This is a genomic window from Corynebacterium kalinowskii (assembly GCF_009734385.1).
Taxonomy (GTDB): Bacteria; Actinomycetota; Actinomycetes; order Mycobacteriales; family Mycobacteriaceae; genus Corynebacterium; species Corynebacterium kalinowskii.
The window spans coordinates 2250310-2273425 of record NZ_CP046452.1 but is presented as its reverse complement, the minus strand read 5'-3'; the positions used below and the strand labels follow the sequence as shown (position 1 = coordinate 2273425).

Sequence of the window (23116 nt, the reverse complement as noted above, 5' to 3'; positions counted from 1 at the left end):
TTATGGGGTACGAAGGGTATTACTTTCCCAGGGGAAACCCTATTTAACTAGCCATAACTCACTCTTTTGCCAGTTTACTTTTACTTTCACTCATGATCCGCTAAGCTTCAAAGTGAACATTATTAGTAGGTATTCAGGCTCTGGCAGATAGAAGTGACAATGAGGAAGATTACGGCAGCTGCGTTTTCGGCGCTGGTACTGTCTCAAACCGTCATCCCTGGTGTGGCGCAAACCATCACCACAACCCCAGTTGTAAGCCCTGCACCTTTCATTGCAGAGGAAACCGTCGAGGGATACGACAAGTACCTCCCGACCATTGAGACTATTCCTACTCCTGAGCCTGCGTTGGTAACTGAAACCGCGACCCCTACCGCAAAGTCGACCTCGACAACAACGGCGACTGCGACGGCGACACCAACCACCACTCCGGCAGTTCCTAAGGACTTCTTGAACACCGACAAGGTGTCCTATGTCTTTAAGGAGCGTACGGATAAGGAAGTCAATGAGCTGACTGTCGGTGAGGAATTCGCTGTTCAGCTCAAGTTTGACATGGAGAAATTCAAGACTGGCGAAGTCATGCACCTTGGTACCGAGGGCATGGCTTTCAAGGACATGGATTTGCCTCAGATGATGATGGCGAACAACCTCGGTTTCCCAATTGCAACCTTCGAAGATATCTCGAAGGACACCGGCGCACCAATGCTCCGTGTGCAAAAGATCGATACTCGCGAAGAGATCACCCCAGACTTTGGTTGGGAAGCCCAGATCATTCTCCCCGTCGAGGTCAGTGCAGACTTCGAGGCTAAGGCAATTGAGAAGAATGAACCGATCGTTCCTCTGATCGGTGTGGTGGAAGAGACTGACAAGCATGAGTTACAGCTGGTGAAGCCGGCTGAGGCCCAGGATCGCCCTCAGCCGAAGATGGAAGCCCCGGCTGAGATTGCTGCCGAGGAGACTCCTGCTGTAGAAACGGTAAAGCCAGCGCCTGTTGACTTTACGGAAGAGGTCCAGTTGATCGAACCGCTGGCGGCCCCTGCACCTGAGATGGTTGTTGAGGACGCCGAGAAGCAAGCCGTGGAGACGAAGGCATCTGGCACTCCGACGACCACCGAGGCTGCAAAGAAGGATGAGCTGCTTGCCGACGCCATGGGCATCGTTAACGCAGTCGAGAAAGTTTCGGGAGATATCGCAAAGGTTAGTGGCGGGGAAGAAAAATTTATTTCTTCCAAGGCTTCGCCAGTTCCTTATGCTGCGCCCGCCGAGCAGCGCTCTCCTGAGACTAGCGCCTCGGCTCCAGTGAACCAGGCAGCTCCGCAGGCTACGCCTGTTGCTCCGGTCGGTGCGACGGCGCAAGCTCCGAAATCTCGTCCGATGCTCGCTATGACGGGTGCTTCCGTTCTCGGTGTGCTCCTTGTCGCGACCGTCCTGTTTATTATTGGCTCGACCTTCCTCGCCCGCCCAAAGGGACGACATTCCTGAAGTATTAAGCACAATCAATTCTGAGAGCCCGCTGACAGAGATGTTGGCGGGCTTTGTCGTGTCCTGCGGTTTCGTTGAACGTGGCAGCGATCACATTTATGCAGGTTAAGGGAGTTTGGTGGATATGTTATCCCCCAAATTGGTGAGGCTCCCCTGCGGGAATGGCGCTAATGGTAATCAAAAATGACGTGTGAACCAGCAATTTTTTCAGGCAATACTACAGGCAAACCCTATTCCTGACAGATAACTACCATATTTCTTAGCAATGTATTAAGATTAATGGTGTGCCGATAAGGATGTCGGTGTGTGGCTGGAATACCGGTCACTAGGCGGAATCCGGCCGACGACCGAGAAGATCTCGGAAGCACAGCCAGGAACGGCCACCAACTGCATATTTAGCCTCCCGGCTGTACGGTTCGGGTGGCCTGTCGTTTCGAAGGAAAAGATTCATGACTAAGAATTCAATCGCTTTGCGCAGCGTCTCCGCTGCCGCAATCGTCGGCCTGACCCTGGGTATGTCCCCAATGGCGCTTGCGCAGGATGTCACTCCATCTACCCCAGTAGTCGTCTCGACCATTGACCGGGCCGAGGGTACCCTCACCATCCACAAGTACGGCAACCCAACCTCGACTGGTACCCCAACCGGCAATATCCAGGATCCTGCTCCGGATGGCACACCGCTCAAGGACGTGGTGTTCACTGCGACCGAAATTGAGCTCCTGGATGCTAATGGCAACGTCATCAAGGCTGGCACTAATGAGTGGCTGGCAGCCGCTCAGGGATTGACTCCAGCGACCGTTCAGAAGTGGATCACCGACAAGAAGGCTCGCCTCGCAGATTCTTCGACCACTATGACCACCCTCGCTAGCGGCGACACGGATCCTGTCACCTTGAAGATCGGTGCATATCTGGTCAAGGAAACTACCCCAGCTCCTGGCTACACCCCAGCAGCGGACTTCATCGCCTTCCTGCCAATGACCAATACCACTGCTGATGACCCTCGTACCAAGGAAGTCGAGACCGCAACTCAGGGCGAAAGCTGGAACTACAACGTTCACGCTTACCCTAAGAACTACTCCAAGACTCAGCCAGTCAAGGAAGTTGAGGATAAGGGCCAGCACACTTCCGGTACTTACAAGTACGACATTACGACCAAGGTTCGTCAGGTAGAAGATGGCAAGAAGCTTTCCTACTACTGGATCGAAGATACCCTGGATGCCAAGAACCTTGACGTGAAGAACGCCATAATCTCGGTTACTGTTGACGATGAGGCGGTCACCAAGGATGTTGACTACACCCTGACCAAGGTTGACGCTACTGGCAACTTCGTTGTCAAGTTCACCGCTGAAGGCCTAAAGAAGCTCAACAACCAGAACACTGTCGTTGTTCACGTTGAAGCTGTCAAGACCACTAACGCCGAGGTTGTGCCTAACGAGGCCCGCGAGTGGGAACCATCCAACCCAACCAACGACATGGACTTTGAGGGTGGCACCCCAGGTAACCCAGATCCAAGCACTGAGTCCTACACCGCCCCTCCTGTGTTCACCTACTCCAGTGGCGTTGAGTTCCTGAAGGTCGATGGCAACCGAAAGGGCCTCGAAGGTGCAGAATTTAAGGTCTTCGAATCCGCGCCGGGCGCAAAGGACTGCTCCGCACTCGACGTCAAGACTGCTAAGGCAATTGACCTGAACGGCGCGGAAGCTGGTGGAGATGTTTTCGTTTCCGGACAGGATGGCAAGGTTTCCATCACCGGTTTGCACGTAAACGACTTTGCGAACAATGGGCCGGTTGCCGAGGATGATCGCACCCGCTACTGCCTTGTGGAGACCAAGGCTCCTAAGGGTAAGGAATTGCTGGCTGAGCCAATCGACTTCCAGCTGCTCGCTTCTGGTGAGACTCAAAATGTGACTCGCGACATCGTCACCCGTTCCTTCACCAAGAACACTGACGGCACGGTGGTTGAAAATCCTCCAACGGTTGAGACGAAGTCCTACACCGTTCCGGTTTACAAACTGGCTTCCGTGAAGGTTGGCGCGAATGACGGTGAGGTCATCAACCTTGATGACACCACCCCTCAGCTCCCACTCACCGGTGGTGCTGGTATCGGTGTTCTGGCTGCGATCGGTGCAGCTCTCGTCGGCGCTGGCGCTTGGTTCGCCCGCCGCAACTCCAAGAAGGCCTAATTACCTAGCCTTCTCGCCAAAGTGAGGCGACCTCTAGCAGGTCGCCTCACCGGCAGTTAAGCCTAAAGATCAGCAAGAGTGATACGCCATGACGGTAGAAACGAAAGCCCCACAGTCGCAGAGGGACCTGAAGTCGGTCCTGATTCCGGTGATCCTGGTTCTCCTCGGAGTCTTGGTGCTGGTGTATCCGGTTGTTGCCACTCAGTGGAACAACATCAGGCAGATCAACGTCGCGAATGAATACGCGAAGTTTGAAAAGCAAGCTGATCCCGAACAACTCAATACCGCGCTGGAGAGTGCGCGCCAGTACAACGACACCCGCAACACAGGTCCGATCCTGGACCCTTGGCTGGCGCAGATCTCCAAGCAAAACAATGACTACCAGGCCTACCTGGGACAACTGCACCAGAACGAGGCCATGGGTCGTTTGATTGTCCCGACGGGCCAAATCAACCTCCCGCTGTACCACGGTACTGACCATGACACCCTGCAAAAAGGCGTCGGCCACCTGTTTGGCTCTGATCTTCCGGTGGGTGGCGAAGGCTCGCACTCGGTGCTCACCGGACACACCGGCCTTCCAAACGCCACTCTTTTTGACAACCTCAAGGATGTCAAGGAAGGCGACGCCATCTACGTCCAGGTCTCCGGTGAGAAACTGAAGTACCAAGTCGACCAGATCAAGGTCGTGCTCCCTAACGAAACCGATGACTTGCGTCCAGTCGATGGCAAGGACTACATCACCCTCGTCACCTGTACGCCATATGGCATCAACTCTCACCGACTCCTTGTCCGCGGACACCGCGTTGAGATGGATGCGAAGGACCACGAAGCCATCGACCAGACGAAGGGTGCTCAGTGGCAGTGGTGGATGTGGGCGCTGCTTATCGGTGCACTCGCAGTGGCGATCGCCCTGGCCGTGTGGATGCGTCGCCAGCTAAAGAAGCTCAAGGAAGCCGAACCTCGGGTTCCCGCCATGGACTTGATTGACAAGTACGAATCGGAAAGTGATGATCATGAATAAGCGCTTCGCCTTGGCTACCGCTGTGACGATTGCAGCGCTCAGCATCGCACCTGCTGCCGCCAATCCGGTTACCGGGCCTATCGACGGCCTTGACATCACACAATCTGATTCCTGCGCTGGCATCAACGTCACCATGGTCGTCAACAAGGTCAAATGGGACGACGAAGTCGAAGGCACTGTATTCACGCTAGAAAAGTTGGCCGGCATCGACCTCACCACGACGGCTGGCTGGGATGCGGTGAAGGGAATGGACGTCGATAAGGCAAGCGCTGCTCCGAAGGACGGCCAGTGGTACGCCACCAGCGACGCCTCGGGAAAGGCCTACTTCAGTGGCCTTCCATCTGGCGCCTACTTGGTAACCGCGACGATTCCGAATGATGGCAAGCACCAAACGCCAGCTCCGTTCGTGATCACGCTGCCCACCGGCGGCACCGATCGCTGGAACTGTGAGCCGACGATCAACGCCAAGTTCAAGCCGGTCGCGCCGACCACCACCCCGACCAAGCCGGAGTACCCGCCTTACGTGCCGGGGGACAACCCGGACCCAACGCCACGTCCGACCGATTCGGTGCAGGGCGTGCGTGACGATCCAACTCCACCGATGCGTGAGGATCGGGTGTTGGGAATTCGTAAAGGATTGGCATCCACCGGCGCGGCCGTCATCGGTGTTGTCGGTGCAGCCGTCGCTTTGATGGCGCTCGGCATCATGCTGGTGCGACGCAGGAAGAATGCAGAGTAGGGAAGAACGATGGGGATGCACACCGTGGTAAGAGAGAAGGAGCCACAGGCGCAGCGCAAACTGTCCAGCGTGCTGGTGCCTGTCCTTCTCGTGCTCGCTGGGCTGTGCGTGCTGCTCTACCCAGTCGTGGCCACCCAGTGGAATAACATTCGGCAGACGAAGGTTGCTGAGGCGTACTCGCAGTACGAGCAGACCGTACCGGCAGAGGTCATTAATAAGGAGCTGGAAGATGCCATCTCCTACAACGACCACCGCGGTGAGTCCGCCGTCACCGACCCCTGGTCCGGCACCCAAGATGAACGCTCTGCCGGATTCCAGGAATACAAGAAACAACTGGACTCCTACGACGCGATGGGGCGCGTAGTCATTCCATCCGCGCAGGTGAACCTGCCGATTTACCACGGCACCAGCCATGAAGTGCTGCAAAAGGGTGTGGGCCACCTCTATGGGACCGACCTTCCAGTGGGAGGCGTCGGCAAGCATGCCGTCATGACTGGCCACACCGGCCTCCAGAACGCCACGCTCTTCGACAATCTTGCCAAGGCCGTAGTCGGCGACGCCATTTACATCCAGTCCGCCGGCCAGAAAATGAAGTACAAGGTGTACCGCATCGACACCGTGCTGCCGACCGAGGTCGAGAGCCTCAAGCGTGTCGACGGCCAGGACCTCATCACCCTCATCACGTGCACGCCATACGGCATCAACAGCCACCGGTTGCTCGTGCATGCTGAACGCGTACCGATGGATCCGTCGGACGAGAAGTTCTTTGAAGAAAGCGGCTTCCACTGGCAATGGTGGATGTGGGCGATCGTTATTGGATCTGCAATTGTCTTGCTCTTGCTGGTCCTCTGGATAAGAAAGATGCTTCGGAGGAATAAACAATGAACAAGCGAAATCCCATCCAACACCACACCATGCTTAAGGAGAATTCGATGAAAGTCACAAAACGACTCACCACGTGTATTTTGGGTATCTTTGGAGCACTGGTGCTAGTGCTGGGTGTTAGTTCTTTCGTGGTCTCTCAGGTACCGGAGGTTCAGGCGCAAACGACGTATCAGACGATTCCGAGCCACATTGATAAGAACAATTCTTCGAAGGCTAAGGGAAACTACCTTTATGTAAATGTGGTAATGGATGGATCGGGCCCCATTCAGAGGGTGGAGATTCCCTTAAATAGCAGCACATCTTTGACAGTAAACACTTGCTCGTTGACAGTGGAAACTGCTGAAATTTCTAATTGCATTTACGACAACGCCGGCAAGAAGATTATTATCGATTTTAAAAGCTCGCTTAATGGGGGTTCAGATTTTATTGGTAACAGTGGCGACGTTCTCAATTTCACTATCGGATTCAAAACTTATATTCAGGGAACCGTTTTTAAATCTGATATGGCCGACGGAGTGTACTTAACTCCAAGTAATTTCCCAGGCGACTCAAAGGTTCTCTCTACCCAATCTGCATCCGCTGCCCCTTCATTCAAAGTTGCCAAAACTGGCTTGACCACCAGTCCTGTGAACGTTGCTGCTAATACTGCCGCAATTTTCAAATACAATATTTCAGTCAGTAATACAACCGGTGGCACTGGGCCAATCCCGAATCCACTTGTTGATACTCCAAAAGTTCCAACGGGATTTACCATCAATTCGGTGACCTTTGCCAACGGAACCTCGGCAGTTTCTGCGTCGCAAAGCGGTGGTAGCTACTCGATTGCGGCGAGTGCTCTTGGAAGTTTTGCTGCGAATGAGACAAAGAACATCACTGTCACTGTTACTGCAACGCCAAACACAACGGTGGAAAAAGATATCGCCACGAGCCCATCGAAATATCAGTGTTCCAGCTTGGCAAATGGTGATGGTGCTTGGAATGAAGCATCGATGAATGGCGAATCCGATTCAGCAGGGACGTCGAACAACTCTGCTTGTATCAAGCTTCAAGCAGCGGCTTCGACAACCACTACCACGACACCGGTTCCGCCAACTACTACAGTGCCAGCTACGCCGACAACGACAACTTCTGTTCCAACGACTCCACAGATCCCGCCATCAGCGACGTATCAAACCGTAGATTCCTACATTGATATGTCGAAGTACCCGGCTTATGCAATTTATGATCAACTGTACCTAGATGTGGTCTCGAACGGCGAGGGCGAAGTAAAGGCTATTACCATCGATTTTCCAGACAACTTGGATTTCACTCTTAAAGATGTCGGTTTGAAAGTTGGCTATGGAGACTTTAATGGATTCGTCGATTCATGGACACGTGATCCAAAAACAGGCTTGATCACAGTCAATTTCAAGCCGGGGCTGCAGACGTATGAAGGCCAGCGGTTCTCATTCAATTTCAATTTTCATCAGTACTTTACCAACGGCACCTCGACAGTAAAGTTTCCGGCGGACTTTACCGATAATTCCACGATTTATCTTACGGCTCCAGTGACGGCGCCAGGTGCCGCATTCCAGCTGGAAAAGCGTGCTAGTACTACTACGCCTGTGGCATTGGAAGGGGCGAAACAAACCACATTGGCTTATGAAATTGAAGTGACAAATGTTGGTGACCTTGGTGGAAAGCTACCTGCAGGTATTTTAGATGGTTTGCAATTGCCGAACGGCATGACCATTGACGGGGCAGCGTTCTCGCTAAATGGCTCAAATATCGCGACGACTATCAACGGTTCCAACTTTGAAATTTCTCCAGCCGCTCTTGGAGAGTTTGCGGCTGGTGAGACTAAAACCATTGCAGTGGAAGTAAAAGCCACTCCGGACGCCAATTTGGCCAAAGATGTAGCGGCAAATCCTAAGAACTACACCTGCGGCGATATAGCTAAGAAAGATGGACTCTGGAACAAAGTGAGTCTCGTAGGAGAGCGCGACACGTCACTGAAGGCTGTTACCAACAATTCGGCTTGCATTCGTCCGTTTTCGACTGCCAACACCGGTCCAGATCTAGAAACAGTTCTAGACGATATTTCCTACCTGCCGGATTCGCTTCAGAATCCTCCGCTCCAGCAACGATGTGGTCAGAACGTTGCAATAATATTTGATGTATCGACTTCTATTGGCAGCACTGGATTAAGCAATGTAAAAAACGCTGGCAATTCGATAGTCGATGCACTTGCGGGAACTAGCGCGAATATCGGATTGTTCAATTTTGCGACAAATGCTCCATATGTTGAAAGTGCAGTTCAAAAAACTCCACTAAGTATGCAGGATGCCACCAATGTCGGCACCTTAAAGGATAAAATTGGAAGCCTTAGCATACCTGGAACTTTTGAAGGTGGCACTAACTGGGAGGGCGGACTTCAACAGGTGCTCAACTCGGGAGTACATTACGATGCGGTCTACTTTGTGACTGACGGCCAACCGACCACCAGCATGTCTCGTACTGATTCACCGGCAAACGGAAAAGGAGATTTGGATTACGGCTTGTATACGCATACCTCAGAAGTTGCCGCTGCAATTGACGTAGCCAATCAACTTAAGCTATCGGGTACACATATTGAAGCTATTACTGTCAACTTGCCCACCAAAACCGAAATTCTTCTTAAAGAATCAGTTTATATCTATGCTCAAGCGGGAACTGATGACAATTGGACTGATGGCAAGTTCTGGGTGGACAATGTGAATTTCTCTGGTCTGCTTTCTAATGCCGTTGATGGAGGATCATCCAAGATTAAACAGTATCCCGGATCGGGGCAGTGGTCGACCAGCACTGACGTAACGAGGGATGAGTCCTTGTGGGCTGACGGGCGAATGTCGCCTGCGGACATGATGAATCATGTAGTGGGGCCAAACCAACTGGACGGTTCAAAGTACGCTGTTTCTCCAGTGGGTGATTTTACCAAGATGGCCGCACAGCTCCGCAACCTTATCGTTGGACCTTGTCTAGCAAACCTGAATATTACCAAGACCATCGTGAATCCAGACGGGTCTACCAAACGTCCCGGTGAAAACTGGTCCTTTAAGGCGGAGGCGCTTCCAAACAACATTGTTTTGACCTACGACTCAAGCGGCACTCCAAGGTCAACTGCACCGAATCAGACCAAACAGACGGATCTATTCGGAAAGACAACTTTCGGTATTGGATCTCAGGAGAATCAACTGGTTTCCGTGCAAGAGCTCATTCCAGCTGACTCACCGTACAAGCTTTACCCACAAAAAGCGAACAAGAACGCAGTTTGTACAATGAAGAAGTTCAACACGTCAACTCAACAGATTGATACGATCGCCGTCCCCGTCACCAATAGTGGCAACACAGGATTCGATCTGAATATGATTTATGAGTCTTCGCTCGGTGCTGTGCGTTCCGTTGATTGTGAGGTTAAAAACGTTGAAGAGCTCGCCGAGATCAGTAAACAACCAACCGTCGGCGCGCCGCAGATCGTAAACCCTGACGGGACAGCCTCTCTCACTTACACGATCGAAGTGAGCAACCCGGCAGTTGGCCCCATTAGTTCTGGGCCAGTGAAAGAAATTTTCCGACTCCCCGCATCTGTAGAGATTAACGGTAACGTGAAACTTGATTTCCCCGAAATAGTCGGCTCGACCGTGACCGGAGATATTCGGACCATCCCAGCGGCAGACATCTCACTTAATAAGGAAGTCGTAATCGCTCAGAAAATCGATCTTGAGCAGGGGGTAAGCCAGAAGATTACAGTGACGATCCCTGTCAAGGTGAAAGACATGGTCGGGGTGAATTGGTATGAGCTAGGTAGGTGTGACGGTAATGGAGGGGCGGTGTCTGCTACCGGCGTACCTAACTCGGTGGCGATGGCTAAGGACGGAGACCCGTCGAATAACAATGCTTGTATTCCTCTAACACCTCCAGAGATGCCACTGCTCAAGATATCTAAAGTTGCATACGATGGTGACAAAGATGAGCTCAATGACGTTGGTCTCGACGGGGCTGAGTTCGGTCTTTACTACGATCTGAACGGGAAACCCGATTTTCAGCGGGGTCAAGTTGTTTCTCTTGGAAGTGGCGTGCCTACAAGGATGAATGTCCAGCCAGGAGAATACTGGTTGGTAGAAACTAAATCTCCAGCCGGTTATGAGCTTCTTGCGCAGCCAGTCAAGCTGCAGTTCACGGGCAGTGCAGACGGTTGGTCCGCTGCAGTCGCTGATGGAAGTGGCCTAGTGTACGTGGATACCTCTAAGGAGAAACCGGCAACCGAAATTTGGATTAAGGTCGCTGACGTGACTTCATCAAAGCTCCCACGCACCGGTGGCTTCGGCATCGGCCTCCCGGCAGGAATCGCAATGCTCCTCATCGCAGCCGGTTTCATGTACGGCCGACGACGCGCATAAGAGCTAGCTTAAAGCAAGCTAGAACGAAAGAAGGAGAGCCTCTCCCGAACAGAGGCGCTTCTCAAGTTGGCAACAGTTTTCTTGATCCAGCCCAAAGGAGCAGTTCAAATGGGAGGGGCCCTCCCGTGTTTCTGGAGACTAAAGACTTCAACAGGGCTCCCCCTTCTCAAGGCTACATCAGCACTTTCGCAGCCCAGTTGTTGTCGACCTGATCATAAGCTAATATTTCCTTATGTCCATCTTAGATTCGTGGGCATTTCAATAGAAGCAAGGGTCTCCTTTGGTAGTCGATGTTAAGAAAAAAACATCCCGTCTCGGGCTCGCGTTGGCCTTTGCTGCGGCCATCCTTGGCCAGTCGCTTTTCGTGCCCGCCTTTTCTGCGACGACAGGGTCGCAAATGCCGACAGACACGGATTCTTCAATCCATGTTGTGGAATTTGAGAAATCATCCCATCCAGATGTTGTCTTAGAGTCAATCGAGATAAATCTCGATGTTGTCCCAAGTGATACTGAAGAATCTGTCACCGAGACGGATGAGCCCATAGCAACGGAAATCCCAATCCCGACCTGTGTCGAGGCGGATCCTTGCGAGTCGGACCCTTTGCCTGGAGACGATGATGCCACCACTTTCGTGCCACACGAAGGACAGATTCCTGTAATAATTGACTATTCTCGGCCCGACGAGCCGACTAGCTACGAAGGGTCGGACGATGATGAACCTGAGGCGATGGAGCCGTTGGCTAGCCCGGAACAGGTGAAGGAAGCGTCCGCAAGATCTAACGTCGGCGATAATCTTGTGCTTGCACTGCGCGGAAATGAACGAGACCCATGGCCAGACATGTCCGTGCTGGACTTGATCAACGGGCTGGCAACGAAGGTGGAAGAGTTCAGTAAAGAGGTCTTTGGATCAGCTGACCTGGAAACCCAGTCGGTAGTCACGCAGAGCCCGGTGCATGTGGAGCAGCTAGAGACCCAGGAACCTGCTCCCCTCATCCCCGTCCTGGTGAGTGATCCTGCCGAGGTGCCAGTGGAGAAACAGCTCGCGCAACCAGTGCTCACAAAAGTTGTCTCACCGAGCCCTGCTCTCGATCATCCGTACAAAAACGTCAGCGAGCCTACCGCACCGACCCCACAAGTGGCGATGGCAACCCTAGTGCTCATCGTTCTCAGCCTTATCACCGGAGTCATCTTCACTATCGGCACCAGCTTCACCAGCCGGAAAAACTAAGCCTGTCGAACAGCTTGGCTCGGTGCCGAGGCTGCAATCATGTCAGCGCGCGCACGTGCCACGCGTGACCGAATCGTGCCCACACGGACACCCGCGATGCGTGCTGCCTCTTCATACGTGTAGCCGAGGACCTGGGTAAGAATTAGGGCCTCACGGCGGTCGGGATCCAGGGCGTCGATAAGCATGCGGGCATCGACCCACTCCGCCCAGCTAGACGGCGCAGCGCCGGCATTGGCATCTTCAATCTCCACCGCAGACTTGCGGGGCCTGGCCATGTCGTGACGAATATTGTCCACCCACACGCGGCGCGCGAGGGAAAGCAGCCACGTCTTTGCCGAGCTGCGTGCGGAGAAGCGGGGGAGGGCGCTGATTACACGCAGGTAGGTTTCCTGGGTGAGGTCATCGGCGATGTCGCGGCCGCCGAGGTGGGCGAGAAGACGCCACACATCACCTTGAGTGAGCTCGATGAACTCGCTAAGCGCACTCTTATCGCCCCGACCAGCCTTGAGGGCCAGGCGGGTGACGTACTCGTCAGAGCGCTCGGGTTTGAAACTCATAAAAACTTACTCTACCAGGAAATTCTATTGAACTAATAGTGCGACTAACCATTGACGTAAACCTGCTACAGGTGTAAGCTATGAAATATCCGTCGCTCAATAGGAGAAGCATATGTCTAAAGCTCATGAGGGTCTTAATCCCACTGAATCCGGCAACACCACTCGTCTAAACGGCTCGCCCGTCGCATCTGAAAACATCTCGGTCACCGTCGGCGCTCAGGGCGCCAACGTCCTCAACGATTTCCACCTGATCGAAAAGCTCGCCCACTTCGACCGCGAACGTATCCCAGAGCGCGTCGTCCACGCCAAGGGCTCCGGCGCATTCGGCGAACTCCACATCACCGAAGACGTCTCCGCCTACACCAAGGCGGGTTTGTTCCAGCCCGGCACCGTCACCCCAATGCTTGCCCGCCACTCCACTGTCGCCGGCGAGCAAGGATCCCCGGACACCTGGCGTGACGTGCGCGGATTCGCGCTGAAGTTCTACACGCAAGAAGGCATCTACGACATCGTCGGCAACAACACCCCAGTGTTCTTCATCCGCGACGGCATCAAATTCCCTGACTTCATCCACTCCCAGAAGCGTCACCCTGGCACTGGCCTGCGCAGCGCCGAGATGCAATGGGACTTCTGGACCCGCAGCCCAGAATCCGCACACCAGGTGACCTACCTCATGGGCGACCGTGGCCGCCCGCGCGGCTTCCGTCACATGGACGGCTTCGGCTCCCACACCTACCAGTGGATCAACGAAGCCGGCGAGGCCTTTTGGGTGAAGTACCACTTCAAGACCCAACAGGGCTGGGACTACTTCACTGACGAGGAAGCCTCCGCAATGGAAGGCAAGGACACCGACTTCGCGCGCCGTGACCTGCGCGAAGCCATCGAACGTGGCGACTTCCCACGCTGGGATGTCAAGGTCCAGATCATGCCAGTGGCCGAAGCCGAAGGCTACCGCTGGAACCCATTCGACCTGACCAAGACCTGGTCGCAGAAGGATTACCCGCTCATCCCGGTCGGTTACTACGAGCTCAACCAAAACCCGCTCAACTTCTTCGCTCAGATCGAGCAAGCCGCGTTCTCCCCATCCAACCTGGTTCCAGGCATCGGATTCTCCCCAGACCGTATGCTCCAGGCTCGTGGCTTTTCTTACCCGGACACCCAGCGCTATCGCCTGGGCGTCAACTTCGAGCAGCTGCCGGTCAACCGTCCGATCTGCCCGGTGAATTCCTACGCCCACGACGGCGCTGGCACCCACTTCTTCAACGCTCCTGACCAGCCGGTGTATTCGCCGAACGGTGTGCGTGGCCAGGGCTACCTGGATGATGGGGCTACTTCCTCCTCCGGCGTCACCCACGGCCCTGCCACCGACCTGTACGTCTACCCGGACGCGCACGGCACCGACCTAACCCGCGCCGCCTACGTGCAGCACCCCGAGGATGACGACTTCATCCAGCCAGGTATTTTGGTGCGCGAGGTGCTTGACGACGCCGCTCGCGAGCGACTCGCAGGCAACATCGTTCGCGCTATGGACGGCATCTCTGCTGAGCTTGCCGAGCGAGTATTCCAGTACTGGACCAACGTTGACCCGTGGCTCGGCGGACGCGTGCGGGAGCTTTTTAGCTAGACTGGGCCACCCGAGTTTCTATAGGAGTATTCATGTCTGAAGCTTTGTACACCGCATCTGTCACCTCTACTGGCGGTGGCCGCGACGGCCGCGTCACCGGCGACTTTGAATCCGACATCCGCCCACCAAAGGAGCTTGGCGGCTCCGGCGAAGGCGCTAACCCAGAGACCCTGTTCGCTGCAGCATGGGCAGCCTGCTTCAACGGCGCACTGCAGAAGACCATGAAGGAAGCTGGCGTATCTGTTTCGGACCACGAGCCTTCCGTGACCGCAGACGTGACCTTGAATAAGGTTTCCGACGGTTTCCGCCTCTCCGGCGAAATCTTGGTTGAGTTCGCAGGCGAGCCACTGGAGAACGCATCCGAATTGGTGGCGAAGGCACACGAGTTCTGCCCGTACTCCCGCGCCGTGCGTGGCGACTTCGATGCGAAGGCCGGCCTGAAGTAGTTCTGGTTTTTGTAGCCCGGACGGATTTGTTCCTTTGAGCAAGTTCGTCCGGGCTTTCGCGTGAAAAGCCCAGGTGGCATTCTTCCAGAACCGGACAAATTAAGGCCAGGCGAGGAAATCGTCCGGCTTCGCCTTTGGCTGTCGAATCATCTGCGAGTCTAAGGTGGCAATCTCAGCTTCAGCCATCGCAAGCAGTTGCAAGAAATGCGCGACTATCCACCTGGGGTCAGAAAGCATGCCCGAGGTTACTCGAAGACACCGCCAACCCATTTGACTCAACAGCGCCCAAACTTTCGAGTCGTAGTCACGTTGTTCCCGGGCGAGATGAGCCTCGCCGTCATAGAAAGCTGCCACTTTTAAGCGTGGGACCGCCAGGTCCGCCGTCGTCAACAACTGACCGGTGGGGCTGTCAATGCGGACCTGGGACTCAATATTGGGAATGTCGCGGAGAATGAGTCGGAGGATCGTCTCTCTCGGCGACTGGGCATGCGGATCACTGAGCTTTCCTAACTCGTAGAGCTTTGAGCGAGAAAACCGGCCCGTCGCGGCATCAACGAGTTGAGTGCCGTCGAGAAGCTTGCGGTGGCGAAGCTCGTCGAGAAGCTGAACTTGGCGAACCTGAACGTCAGTGATCCCGGGGACTTTTGGCACCCGCCACGTGTGGCGTTCCTTTTCGAGCAATTGCAGGCAGTCGACAGCGGCGTGATGAATCTCCGACACGGCTAAGGAACGAAAGTACAGATCAGGATGCCATACCTGCAGTTCGCGCATCGGCCGCAGGAAGTACACGTTTTCCTTGCAACGACGGTGATTACCAGCGGAAATTAGTGTCAAGGGTGCCCTTGTGGTTTCTAACTGCAGACCTGCGTAATGAGCCGCGGCCCAACCGCCAATAATGCAGCGGGAGTATTGCAAGTGCGCGATTTGGGCGCGAGTTTGTAGGTCGTTAGGAAATGGCGGAGGCAAATAGATACCGGGAGCAACTTGACGGCATCCCGGCGTTTTGGTTTTGGATGGGATAATTGGGTTCACATGAAAGTTAGACTGATCGACCCTTGGAAATGGTTCCACTCCCGGACGAATTTATTGGCGATCAGACAAAAGACGCTGGTAGAAGTTCTGCTAGCAGCGGAAATGTTGAACTTACCCGGACGAATTTCTACTGGGAGATATATTCGTTCGGTCCGACGAAACCCCTACACCTCGTGCACACTCCGGGCGATGTAAAACGAAGAAACGGCAGCCACGATCCACAGCCCGGCAATAGCTAGCAGAGCCCTAACAAGGTTGTGCCAGTCGAACGGGTCAGAGAACAGGTGCGCCAAAACCAACAGCGGCAAGGCCACGCCTACGGTCGGCCCCATGAGGTTGATCCTGGTCAGCGCATCGGGGGCGCGCCAGAGGGCGATGGTGGTGCCGAGGATAAAAACGGTGGCACAGATAACGAGAACAGCGGAAATCATCGGCGTCCCTTCGACAGGATGCGGGCGACGGACACGGTCGAGAGCAGGCCCAGCAGGGAACCCAACAGGATGACCTCGTAGACGATCGAGGTGTCCCAGAGCAAGGTCCACACCGCATAGCAGGAGAGCATGAGGTAGAAGACCATGTCGGCGACAACGCCTCGGGTGGCGTCGTCGGAACGCAGGATCAGCACCAAGTTAGCCAGCAGGCAAAGGGCAATGACACCTAGGCATACATACAGAATCATGACTCCGCCTCGAAAGTTGTGTACGGGCCGAACTTGTCATCGGAGTGTCCGACGACGAAGGTCGAGTGCAGCGGGTTGCCCGGCCCCTGGCCTGGCGCGCCCCGGTCAATGTCGCGAACAGCAGGGACGAGGCGTTCCTCCATTTCGGCTAGGCCGGCGAGGACTTCGCCCGGATCCATGCCGTACACAGCGTGCACTAGCAGATGGTCGCCACGCAAGCCCAGAGACAGCGTGCCCGGGGTGATGGTGATGCAGGTGGAGAACCAGAAGATGTCTCGATCAGAGGTCACACGCAGCGGGTAGGAAACGATCACGGGCTTAAAGCCAGTCGAAGGGGAAAACGCAGACTTAACAATCACCAGCGCGCCCACGAAAATCTGGCCGATCAGCCACAACACGAATTTCATTGGACCACTCCAATCGGGTCAGCGCCCAAAATAGCGGACGTGTAGCCAGGGACGTCCAACAACGACGTGGCGGCCGCGGAACAGACGTCGAAAAGCGGGCCCGCAAAGACAAACATGAGCAGGGAGCAGGCGAGCAGCGCGCCACCGGGCAGGGCCTTGATTGGGGCGACGACCAGCGTCGACGGGTAGCGTGTCGGCGGCTTGCCCCAGAAGACGCGGCGCCACACACGCAGCAGTGACAGCAGCGCGCCGATGGACGCCAGGACGATGGCGGCGATGAGCACCCAGGACCTAAACGTCGCAGCTTCCATCACAATTGCGACCTTGCCCCACATGCCGGAAAACGGTGGGAAGCCGACAAGTGAGAAGGCACCGGCGGCCCAGAAAGTGGAGGTCCAGGGATCACGACGCGCAATGCCGGAGAGCTTGGAGAGGGTGCCCGTGCCGTAGGTTTCCTCGATCGCGCCGGTCGTGAGGATCAACGAGCCCACCGTCACCATGTGGTGCACCGCGTAGAAGATACCGGCGGTGAGAGCTCCGGAAGTGGAGAACGCGAGCATGACCAGAATGAACGGCATGCCGTTGACCATTTGGTACGCCAGCACGCGACGGATGGTGGATTCGCCGAGACCCGCGAACCCGCCGACCAGCATCGACACCACCATTACGGCGATGATGAACGCGGCCCAGCGCTCGGAACCATCAAAGATGACAATGTAAATGCGGAACAGCGCGTACACCGCCACCTTCGTGTGCAGGCCCGAAAACAGGCCCATCACCGCAGAACTGGTGGACGGGTACGTGCGCGGCAGCCAGGTGTGCATCGGGAAAACGCCCGCCTTGATGGCCAGAGCCAGTACGACGATGCCCATGGCAATCGCCACCGGCCCCTCGTCGGCGGCCCCGGCCAGCGCCGCGAAGTTGACCGTGCCGGATACGCCGTAGACCACGCCGACACCCATCACGAGCATTGTCGACGCCAATAGGTTCGACAACACGAACATGCGACCCGCAGCCAAGCGGGACCGACCACCCGTCATCGCCAGCAGCGCGTACGACGGCAGAAGCATGATCTCCACCATGACGAACAGGTTGAACAGATCGGCCGTGAGTAGCGCGCCGTACACGCCGCCGAGCAGCATGAGTGCGAGTGACGGGAAGAATCGCGACGTGGTTTCTCCCGCGAACACTGCGAAGAGCAGGGAGAACAGGGCCACCAGGGAGGTAGCGATGATCATGACGGCGGAAAACTCATCGGAGACATAGGGGATGGCCACGCCGCCGACGTACAGGCCGATCGAGTGAGCGATCGTGCCCTGTTGGAACAACCAGATGCCGCCGATCAGACCCGCGGTAGGGATACCCAACATGAGGGCAATTCTGAGGAACCGCCAGGGGCTGACCGCTGCGATAGCTGCCGCGAGCAGTGGGAAGGCTAGGAAGAGAGGGAGGATCATTGGTCGGCCTCCGCTGCCTTGACGCGTTGGACGCGCGCGGAGTCTTCCGGCAATGGGTGGACGTTGCGGGCTGTGGTGATCAGTGGTGCCAGCTCCAAACGAGCAGCTCGCTTGGACCTGGTGTCATCGTTGTAACCTACGGCAGACAGCGCCAACATGTACGTGGTGGTGGCCATGGCGATCACGATGGCCGTCAGCACGAACGCCTGTGGCAGCGGGTCGGCGGCCAGGTCGAGGGGCGAGTTGATCGGCTCCGCGCGCCACCGTGGGACACCCAGCGCCAAGATGGTGAGATTTCCTGCGTGCCCGATTAGGGACATGCCCAGGACCAGCCGGTACATGCCGCGTTGCAGCACCAGGTAGACACCGCCGGCCATGAGGATCGAAATGGTCAGTGCCAAGATCATCAGTGGTCTCCTTTTTTGGAAGGGGCGAGCGGTTCAGGAATCGGGCTATCTGCGGGTCTCTCGTACGGAGTGTGCTCCACGCCAGGGCGTTTTCGTTGGCCCAACTCGTTGATGCCGAGCGTCACCATGCCGAGCACCGCGAGGAACACACCGAGGTCAAAGATCATCGAGGTAGTGACGTGCTCACCCAGAATGTGGCCGTGGATGGCGTAGAGGAAACCACCCTTGAGCAGGCCCAGGAAGCCGGCGAACAGGGCCGTGATCACGCCGAACCCGGACAGCAGAAACGGCACGTTGCGTGAAACCACGGGCTCATCGCGATCAGAAGACAAGTATTTGAGCATGAAGATGCTGGAAGCGACCAGCGCAGCGATGAAGCCGCCACCAGGGGCGTTGTGGCCACGCATGAAAATCAAGAAGGACAACACGGCCAGAACCGGTGTCAGCAGACGAACCAGGTACTGCAACGGAAGCGCATTCCGAGCAGGCTCCGGGAATTCCGCCAACTCTTGAGTCTCCTGGCGAGGCATCGAACCGATCACCGCGGCGATCGCGATGGCGGCCATGCCTAGCACGGTGAGCTCGCCCATCGTATCGAAGCCACGGAACTCGACCAGGATCGTGTTCACCACGTTCGCGCCACCGGAAATCTTTGGTGCTTCCTCCAAGTACCACATCGCCAGCTCCGGGCGTTCGTGGCGGCCCAGCAGGCCGTAGACGATGAAGAAGCTGGATAGGCCAGCGCCCAGGGCGATAGCCCCCGTCCAGAACTTCCGCTTCGGGGACACTGGATAGAAACCACGTGGGTGGTGGCGCAGCACCATCATCATCATGACGATGACCAGCAGCTCCACCATGAACTGCGTCAGCGCGACGTCCGGTGCGCCCAGCACGAGGACCTGGAAGGTCACGCCCACGCCCACCGCAGACAGCAGCAGGGTGGCGGCTAGTCGTGAATTGGTGCGGATGAGCGACGGCACGGCCAGTGCCGCGAGTCCGAGCGGAATCAGGTCCCACGCGCGGTCGATGCCCGGAACACGCGGGGCGAAGCCGGCGCCATCGAGTTGAGAGAAGAACCCGAATGCCATCAGAGTCGAAAGTCCAAGGAACGGCCAAGCCAGGTGGCGCGCAGGGGAGAAGGAATTGGCGATCTCTCCGAATGCGCGTCCCAGGCGGTGGCTGTCCGCGACCAGACGATCTAGCAGGGACGCGCCTGTGAACGGCAGCAGCTGCTTGCCGGCGAGCGGAGCGAGCAACCTAGCTCGGAATACCACGCCGATGACACCCACAGTGAGCACCACAAGGGACACCACGAGTGGCAGGTTGACGCCGTGCCACAGGGCCAGGTGTGCTTCGTACTCAAAGCCGATCGCTTGGACCGCGCTGGAGACCGGGCCGTCCAGCACACCTACTGCCAGCGCCAATGGCACCGAGAGCAACGCAGGAAGGGCGGCTGGGAGCCACAGCGCGACGGGAGCTTCCTTGACATGGTCGAGCTGGCGAGGGCCGTCGATAAACGCGCCAAAAACGATGCGCGCCGAGTAAGTGAAGGTCAGCAGGGCAGCCAACGCCGCCAACACCAGCATGACCGGGTATTCCTCGAAGGCGGCCAGCATGGATTCCTTGGACACGAAACCCAGCAGCGGCGGGATCGAGGCCATCGATGCTGCCGCGATGCACATGGACGCGAAGGTGAACGGCATCTGCTTGTACAGCGGGCCGAGGCGGCGGATATCGCGGGTGCCGGTCTGGTGATCGACCACGCCGATCAGCATGAACAGCGAAGACTTGAACATCGCGTGCGCCAGGGTGTGCACCAGTGCTGCTGCCAGGGCCAGCGGCGTGCCCACGCCAATCACGGCCACAAGCCAGCCGAGGTGGGAGACCGTGGAGTAGGCGGTGAGCTGCTTGAGGTCGGTTTTCTGAATCGCGAAGAGGGCTGCCATGATCGCGGTGGTCATGCCGATGCCCATGAGCCCGAAGCGCCAAATGGCCACGTCCGAAAACAACCCTGAAAAGCGCAGCAATAGGTAAATACCTGCTTTGACCACTGCTGCGGCGTGCAGGAATGCCGACACCGGGGTGGCGGCCGCCATGGCCTCGGGCAGCCAGAAGTGGAAGGGCAACTGCGCGGCCTTGGTAAATGCCGAAATCGCAATGAGCACGGCAATGATCTCGACGTGCTCGTAGGAGCCTTGGGTGATGGCGGACAAAGACGTCGTCCCCGCCTGCGTCACCAGCAGCGCCAACGCGACGAGCAGGGTCAGACCACCAACGAACGTCAGAATTAAGGTGCGCATGGCGCCAGCCTGCCCGCCCGAACCGGACCGAGCGATCAACAGGAAGGAAGCAATAGAGACGAGTTCCCACCCGGCGAACAGGAGGACGATGTCGTCGGCAAGCACCAGCGTGAGCACCGCGAGCATGAACGCGGACATGATCACATAAAAGCTGGTGTTGCCCTTGCGTTTGGGGAGGTACGCCGCTGAATAAATAAAGACGGCGGCGCCGATGAGGAGGGCGAGCATCGCGAAAAAGAACGACAATCCGTCCGCCTCCAGCGCGAACGACGCGCCGAGGGCCCAAGGGACGTTGACGCCCCGAGGATGCTGGGCGAGGACAGCCGCCGCGGCGAGAAAGATTGCAGCCAGGGGCCAGCCTGCCTGTCGATCCAAAACGCGCACCAGCAGCGGAGATGCCGCCACAGCTGCCCCAGTTAACGCAAGTACGAGGAGCAGGGTCATGTGAAAATCACACCTTGCTTGTGTCGTGGTCGTATATCGTCTCTGGCCGGGTGTGGCCTGCCGACTTCCCTCACTTGGTTTGTGAGCAAAGCAACTGTGAAAATCTTACCAGGTGGAACGCCAGGCGAATCGGTGCGCCTAACCACAGTCTTGCTCCCCATTTCCTACCCTTAGGGTTTATGACTGCCCTTCGCCGCTCATTGATGGCCTTCCTCCTGCTGCTTCCGCTCATCGTGGGCACGGTGTACGCCACGGCAACGAAGCTGGAACCGGCGGCATCGTGGTCCGAGGAGCCGGCCGCCGCGCCAGGCGCCACCGAGCTCGTGCCCGCGCGCAGGGCTGCAGGCGAGGCGGCCTCCCAAGCCGGTCTGTTGCACACCGGCACCGGGGAGCTGAGCAAGGGCGCGGGCGAGCTTGCCGACGGCACCGCCAAGCTTTCCGAAGGTGCCGCCAGCGCCTCCACTGGCGCTGGCGAACTGTCGGCCGGGATGGTGCAGCTGCAGGCCGGCACCGGCCAGCTCGGCGATGGCGCCACCAAGGTGGCCGATGGCGTGGCCAAGGCGGTGGACCAGGTGCAGGGCATCGGGCTGGTTCAGGGGCAGATCGTGACCGAGATCGACCGAGTGGACGCGGAGCTGGCCAAGAACAAGGACCCGCAGGCGGCGGAGTTCCGGAAGCAACTGGCTGAATTCAAGAAGCAGGTGGAGACTTTCAAGCTCGACGGCGCGATGGTCGATCAGTTGGCGCAGCTGCGCACCGGCTCCCGCGACATCGCTAACCAGCTCGCGGTGCCGGGCTACGGCTTTCACGACGGCATCTACTCCGCCACTTCCGGGGCAAAGGAGCTGGCCACGGGTCTCGCCGAGCTGGACAAGGGACTCGCAGAAGCCTCCACTGGTGCGGGTGCGCTCAAGGACGGCGCAGGCAAGGTCGACGGGATGGCAAAGAACAACAAGGACAAGATCGGCTCCGTGCAGCGTGCGTTGCCTGCCGACCCTGCCCCCGCTGCCACCGAGGAACCTGCTTCGCAGCTCATCCCGCTGTTCGGCTTCCTGATCGCGTTAACGGTGGTGTTCGGATCGGCGTTCTCCAACCGTTGGCGCTGGCTGATCGCCGTTGGCATTGGCATTCTGCTGGTCCTGGTTCTCGGCACGTCCTTGACTGCTACCTCTGGCCTTGGTCTGGTCGCCATCATTGCGCTCGCGGGCGGCGCATCCGCGCTGCTCAGCAATGCCATCGTGCGACTGTTTGGTGCCCGAGTGGGCAAGCCCATTGTCTACGGCTTCTTGGCAATCCAGGCCGGCGTGGTCGGCTGGGTGTGGAAGCAGGCTTCTGTCTCTGCTGTCTCGCAGGCTTGGTCGGTCTTGTCCGGCCTGCTGCCGCTGAACTACGCCACCTCAGGTATCTCAGCTTTCGGCAACAATGGATCCATGCCGACGATGCTCCTGGCCTGTGGCGTGCTGGCCGCCCTCGCTGCGGCGTCCGCCTACATCCTGAAGGCGGTGCCAGTGGAAGGCGGTGCCGACTCATGACGCATGATCACGGCTACACGCCAGCTAAAGACAACTACCTGGCGCGCCTGCGCCGCATCGAGGGCCAGATCCGGGGCATTCACCGCATGGTGGAAGAAGACGAATATTGCATCGACATCCTCACCCAAATCTCGGCGGCCACCAGCGCTTTGGAAAACGTGGCGCTGGGATTGCTCAGCGACCACATCGAGCACTGCGTCGTCGGGGCGGCGCGCGCGGGCGACCCTTCCGAAAAGATCGCCGAGGTTGAGGCCGCGATCAAACGGATGGTCAAGTAA

At 57.0% G+C, this 23116-nt stretch carries 19 protein-coding genes; 11 read left to right on the top strand and 8 right to left on the bottom strand.

What is annotated here, in order from left to right:
- Positions 1-159 precede the first annotated feature (159 nt).
- The 7 genes from CKALI_RS10900 (at position 160) to CKALI_RS10870 (ending at position 11953) form a co-directional block, all read left to right on the top strand.
- Positions 160-1479 carry a hypothetical protein gene (locus CKALI_RS10900; RefSeq protein WP_156193374.1) on the top strand — a complete coding sequence of 440 codons (1320 nt, stop codon included), beginning with the start codon at positions 160-162 and terminating at the stop codon, positions 1477-1479.
- Between the two features lie 449 nt (positions 1480-1928).
- Complete coding sequence (locus CKALI_RS10895) at positions 1929-3662, top strand: SpaH/EbpB family LPXTG-anchored major pilin (protein ID WP_156193373.1); 1734 nt, start codon at positions 1929-1931, stop codon at positions 3660-3662.
- A gap of 88 nt (positions 3663-3750) precedes the next feature.
- Positions 3751-4683, top strand: a complete 933-nt coding sequence (locus CKALI_RS10890; RefSeq protein ID WP_156193372.1) for a class C sortase — start codon at positions 3751-3753, stop codon at positions 4681-4683.
- Positions 4676-5422, top strand: coding sequence for an isopeptide-forming domain-containing protein (locus tag CKALI_RS10885; RefSeq protein WP_156193370.1), 747 nt, complete (start codon positions 4676-4678; stop codon positions 5420-5422). The genes CKALI_RS10890 and CKALI_RS10885 overlap by 8 nt, the downstream gene beginning before the upstream one ends.
- A gap of 15 nt (positions 5423-5437) precedes the next feature.
- The gene (locus tag CKALI_RS10880; protein WP_231580463.1) at positions 5438-6307 is read left to right on the top strand and encodes a class C sortase; all 870 of its coding nucleotides are present in this window, start codon (positions 5438-5440) and stop codon (positions 6305-6307) included.
- Positions 6304-10725 (top strand): SpaA isopeptide-forming pilin-related protein, encoded by a 4422-nt coding sequence (locus CKALI_RS10875; protein ID WP_156193368.1) that lies wholly within the window; start codon positions 6304-6306, stop codon positions 10723-10725. The genes CKALI_RS10880 and CKALI_RS10875 overlap by 4 nt, the downstream gene beginning before the upstream one ends.
- A 430-nt stretch (positions 10726-11155) precedes the next feature.
- The gene (locus CKALI_RS10870; protein WP_156193367.1) at positions 11156-11953 is read left to right on the top strand and encodes a hypothetical protein; all 798 of its coding nucleotides are present in this window, start codon (positions 11156-11158) and stop codon (positions 11951-11953) included.
- On the opposite strand, the gene CKALI_RS10865 is transcribed toward CKALI_RS10870, so the two are convergent.
- The gene (locus tag CKALI_RS10865; protein ID WP_156193366.1) at positions 11950-12510 is read right to left on the bottom strand and encodes an RNA polymerase sigma factor; all 561 of its coding nucleotides are present in this window, start codon (positions 12508-12510) and stop codon (positions 11950-11952) included. The two genes, CKALI_RS10870 and CKALI_RS10865, sit on opposite strands and share 4 nt — an antisense overlap.
- Before the next feature lie 112 nt (positions 12511-12622).
- Here CKALI_RS10865 and CKALI_RS10860 point away from each other — a divergent pair, with 112 nt between their 5' ends.
- Together CKALI_RS10860 and CKALI_RS10855 are read left to right on the top strand one after the other, a co-directional pair.
- The gene (locus tag CKALI_RS10860) at positions 12623-14134 is read left to right on the top strand and encodes a catalase (RefSeq protein ID WP_156193365.1); all 1512 of its coding nucleotides are present in this window, start codon (positions 12623-12625) and stop codon (positions 14132-14134) included.
- Between the two features lie 32 nt (positions 14135-14166).
- Complete coding sequence (locus CKALI_RS10855) at positions 14167-14580, top strand: Ohr family peroxiredoxin (RefSeq protein WP_156193364.1); 414 nt, start codon at positions 14167-14169, stop codon at positions 14578-14580.
- A 99-nt stretch (positions 14581-14679) separates the two neighbouring features.
- Here CKALI_RS10855 and CKALI_RS10850 read toward each other — a convergent pair whose 3' ends face one another.
- From CKALI_RS10850 to CKALI_RS10820, 7 genes are all read right to left on the bottom strand, one after another.
- Entirely contained in the window at positions 14680-15414 is a 735-nt protein-coding gene (locus CKALI_RS10850) for a hypothetical protein (RefSeq protein ID WP_156193363.1), read from the bottom strand.
- Between the two features lie 362 nt (positions 15415-15776).
- Entirely contained in the window at positions 15777-16043 is a 267-nt protein-coding gene (locus CKALI_RS10845; RefSeq protein ID WP_156193362.1) for a Na+/H+ antiporter subunit G, read from the bottom strand.
- Positions 16040-16291, bottom strand: coding sequence for a monovalent cation/H+ antiporter complex subunit F (locus CKALI_RS10840; protein ID WP_156193361.1), 252 nt, complete (start codon positions 16289-16291; stop codon positions 16040-16042). The genes CKALI_RS10845 and CKALI_RS10840 overlap by 4 nt, the downstream gene beginning before the upstream one ends.
- Positions 16288-16698: a monovalent cation/H+ antiporter subunit E gene (locus CKALI_RS10835; RefSeq protein WP_156193360.1), complete on the bottom strand. Its 411-nt coding sequence runs from the start codon at positions 16696-16698 to the stop codon at positions 16288-16290. Before CKALI_RS10835 ends, CKALI_RS10840 begins: the two co-directional genes overlap by 4 nt.
- Complete coding sequence (locus CKALI_RS10830; protein ID WP_156193359.1) at positions 16695-18155, bottom strand: monovalent cation/H+ antiporter subunit D family protein; 1461 nt, start codon at positions 18153-18155, stop codon at positions 16695-16697. The genes CKALI_RS10835 and CKALI_RS10830 overlap by 4 nt, the downstream gene beginning before the upstream one ends.
- On the bottom strand, positions 18152-18562 hold the full coding sequence (locus tag CKALI_RS10825) for a cation:proton antiporter subunit C (RefSeq protein ID WP_156193358.1): 411 nt from the start codon (positions 18560-18562) through the stop codon (positions 18152-18154). The genes CKALI_RS10830 and CKALI_RS10825 overlap by 4 nt, the downstream gene beginning before the upstream one ends.
- On the bottom strand, positions 18562-21306 hold the full coding sequence (locus tag CKALI_RS10820; protein ID WP_156193357.1) for a DUF4040 family protein: 2745 nt from the start codon (positions 21304-21306) through the stop codon (positions 18562-18564). The genes CKALI_RS10825 and CKALI_RS10820 overlap by 1 nt, the downstream gene beginning before the upstream one ends.
- 179 nt (positions 21307-21485) lie before the next feature.
- Between CKALI_RS10820 and CKALI_RS10815 the strand changes: the two genes are divergently transcribed.
- Both CKALI_RS10815 and CKALI_RS10810 read left to right on the top strand, forming a co-directional pair.
- Positions 21486-22838, top strand: coding sequence for a hypothetical protein (locus tag CKALI_RS10815; protein WP_197079695.1), 1353 nt, complete (start codon positions 21486-21488; stop codon positions 22836-22838).
- Positions 22835-23116, top strand: a complete 282-nt coding sequence (locus CKALI_RS10810) for a metal-sensitive transcriptional regulator (protein WP_156193355.1) — start codon at positions 22835-22837, stop codon at positions 23114-23116. Before CKALI_RS10815 ends, CKALI_RS10810 begins: the two co-directional genes overlap by 4 nt.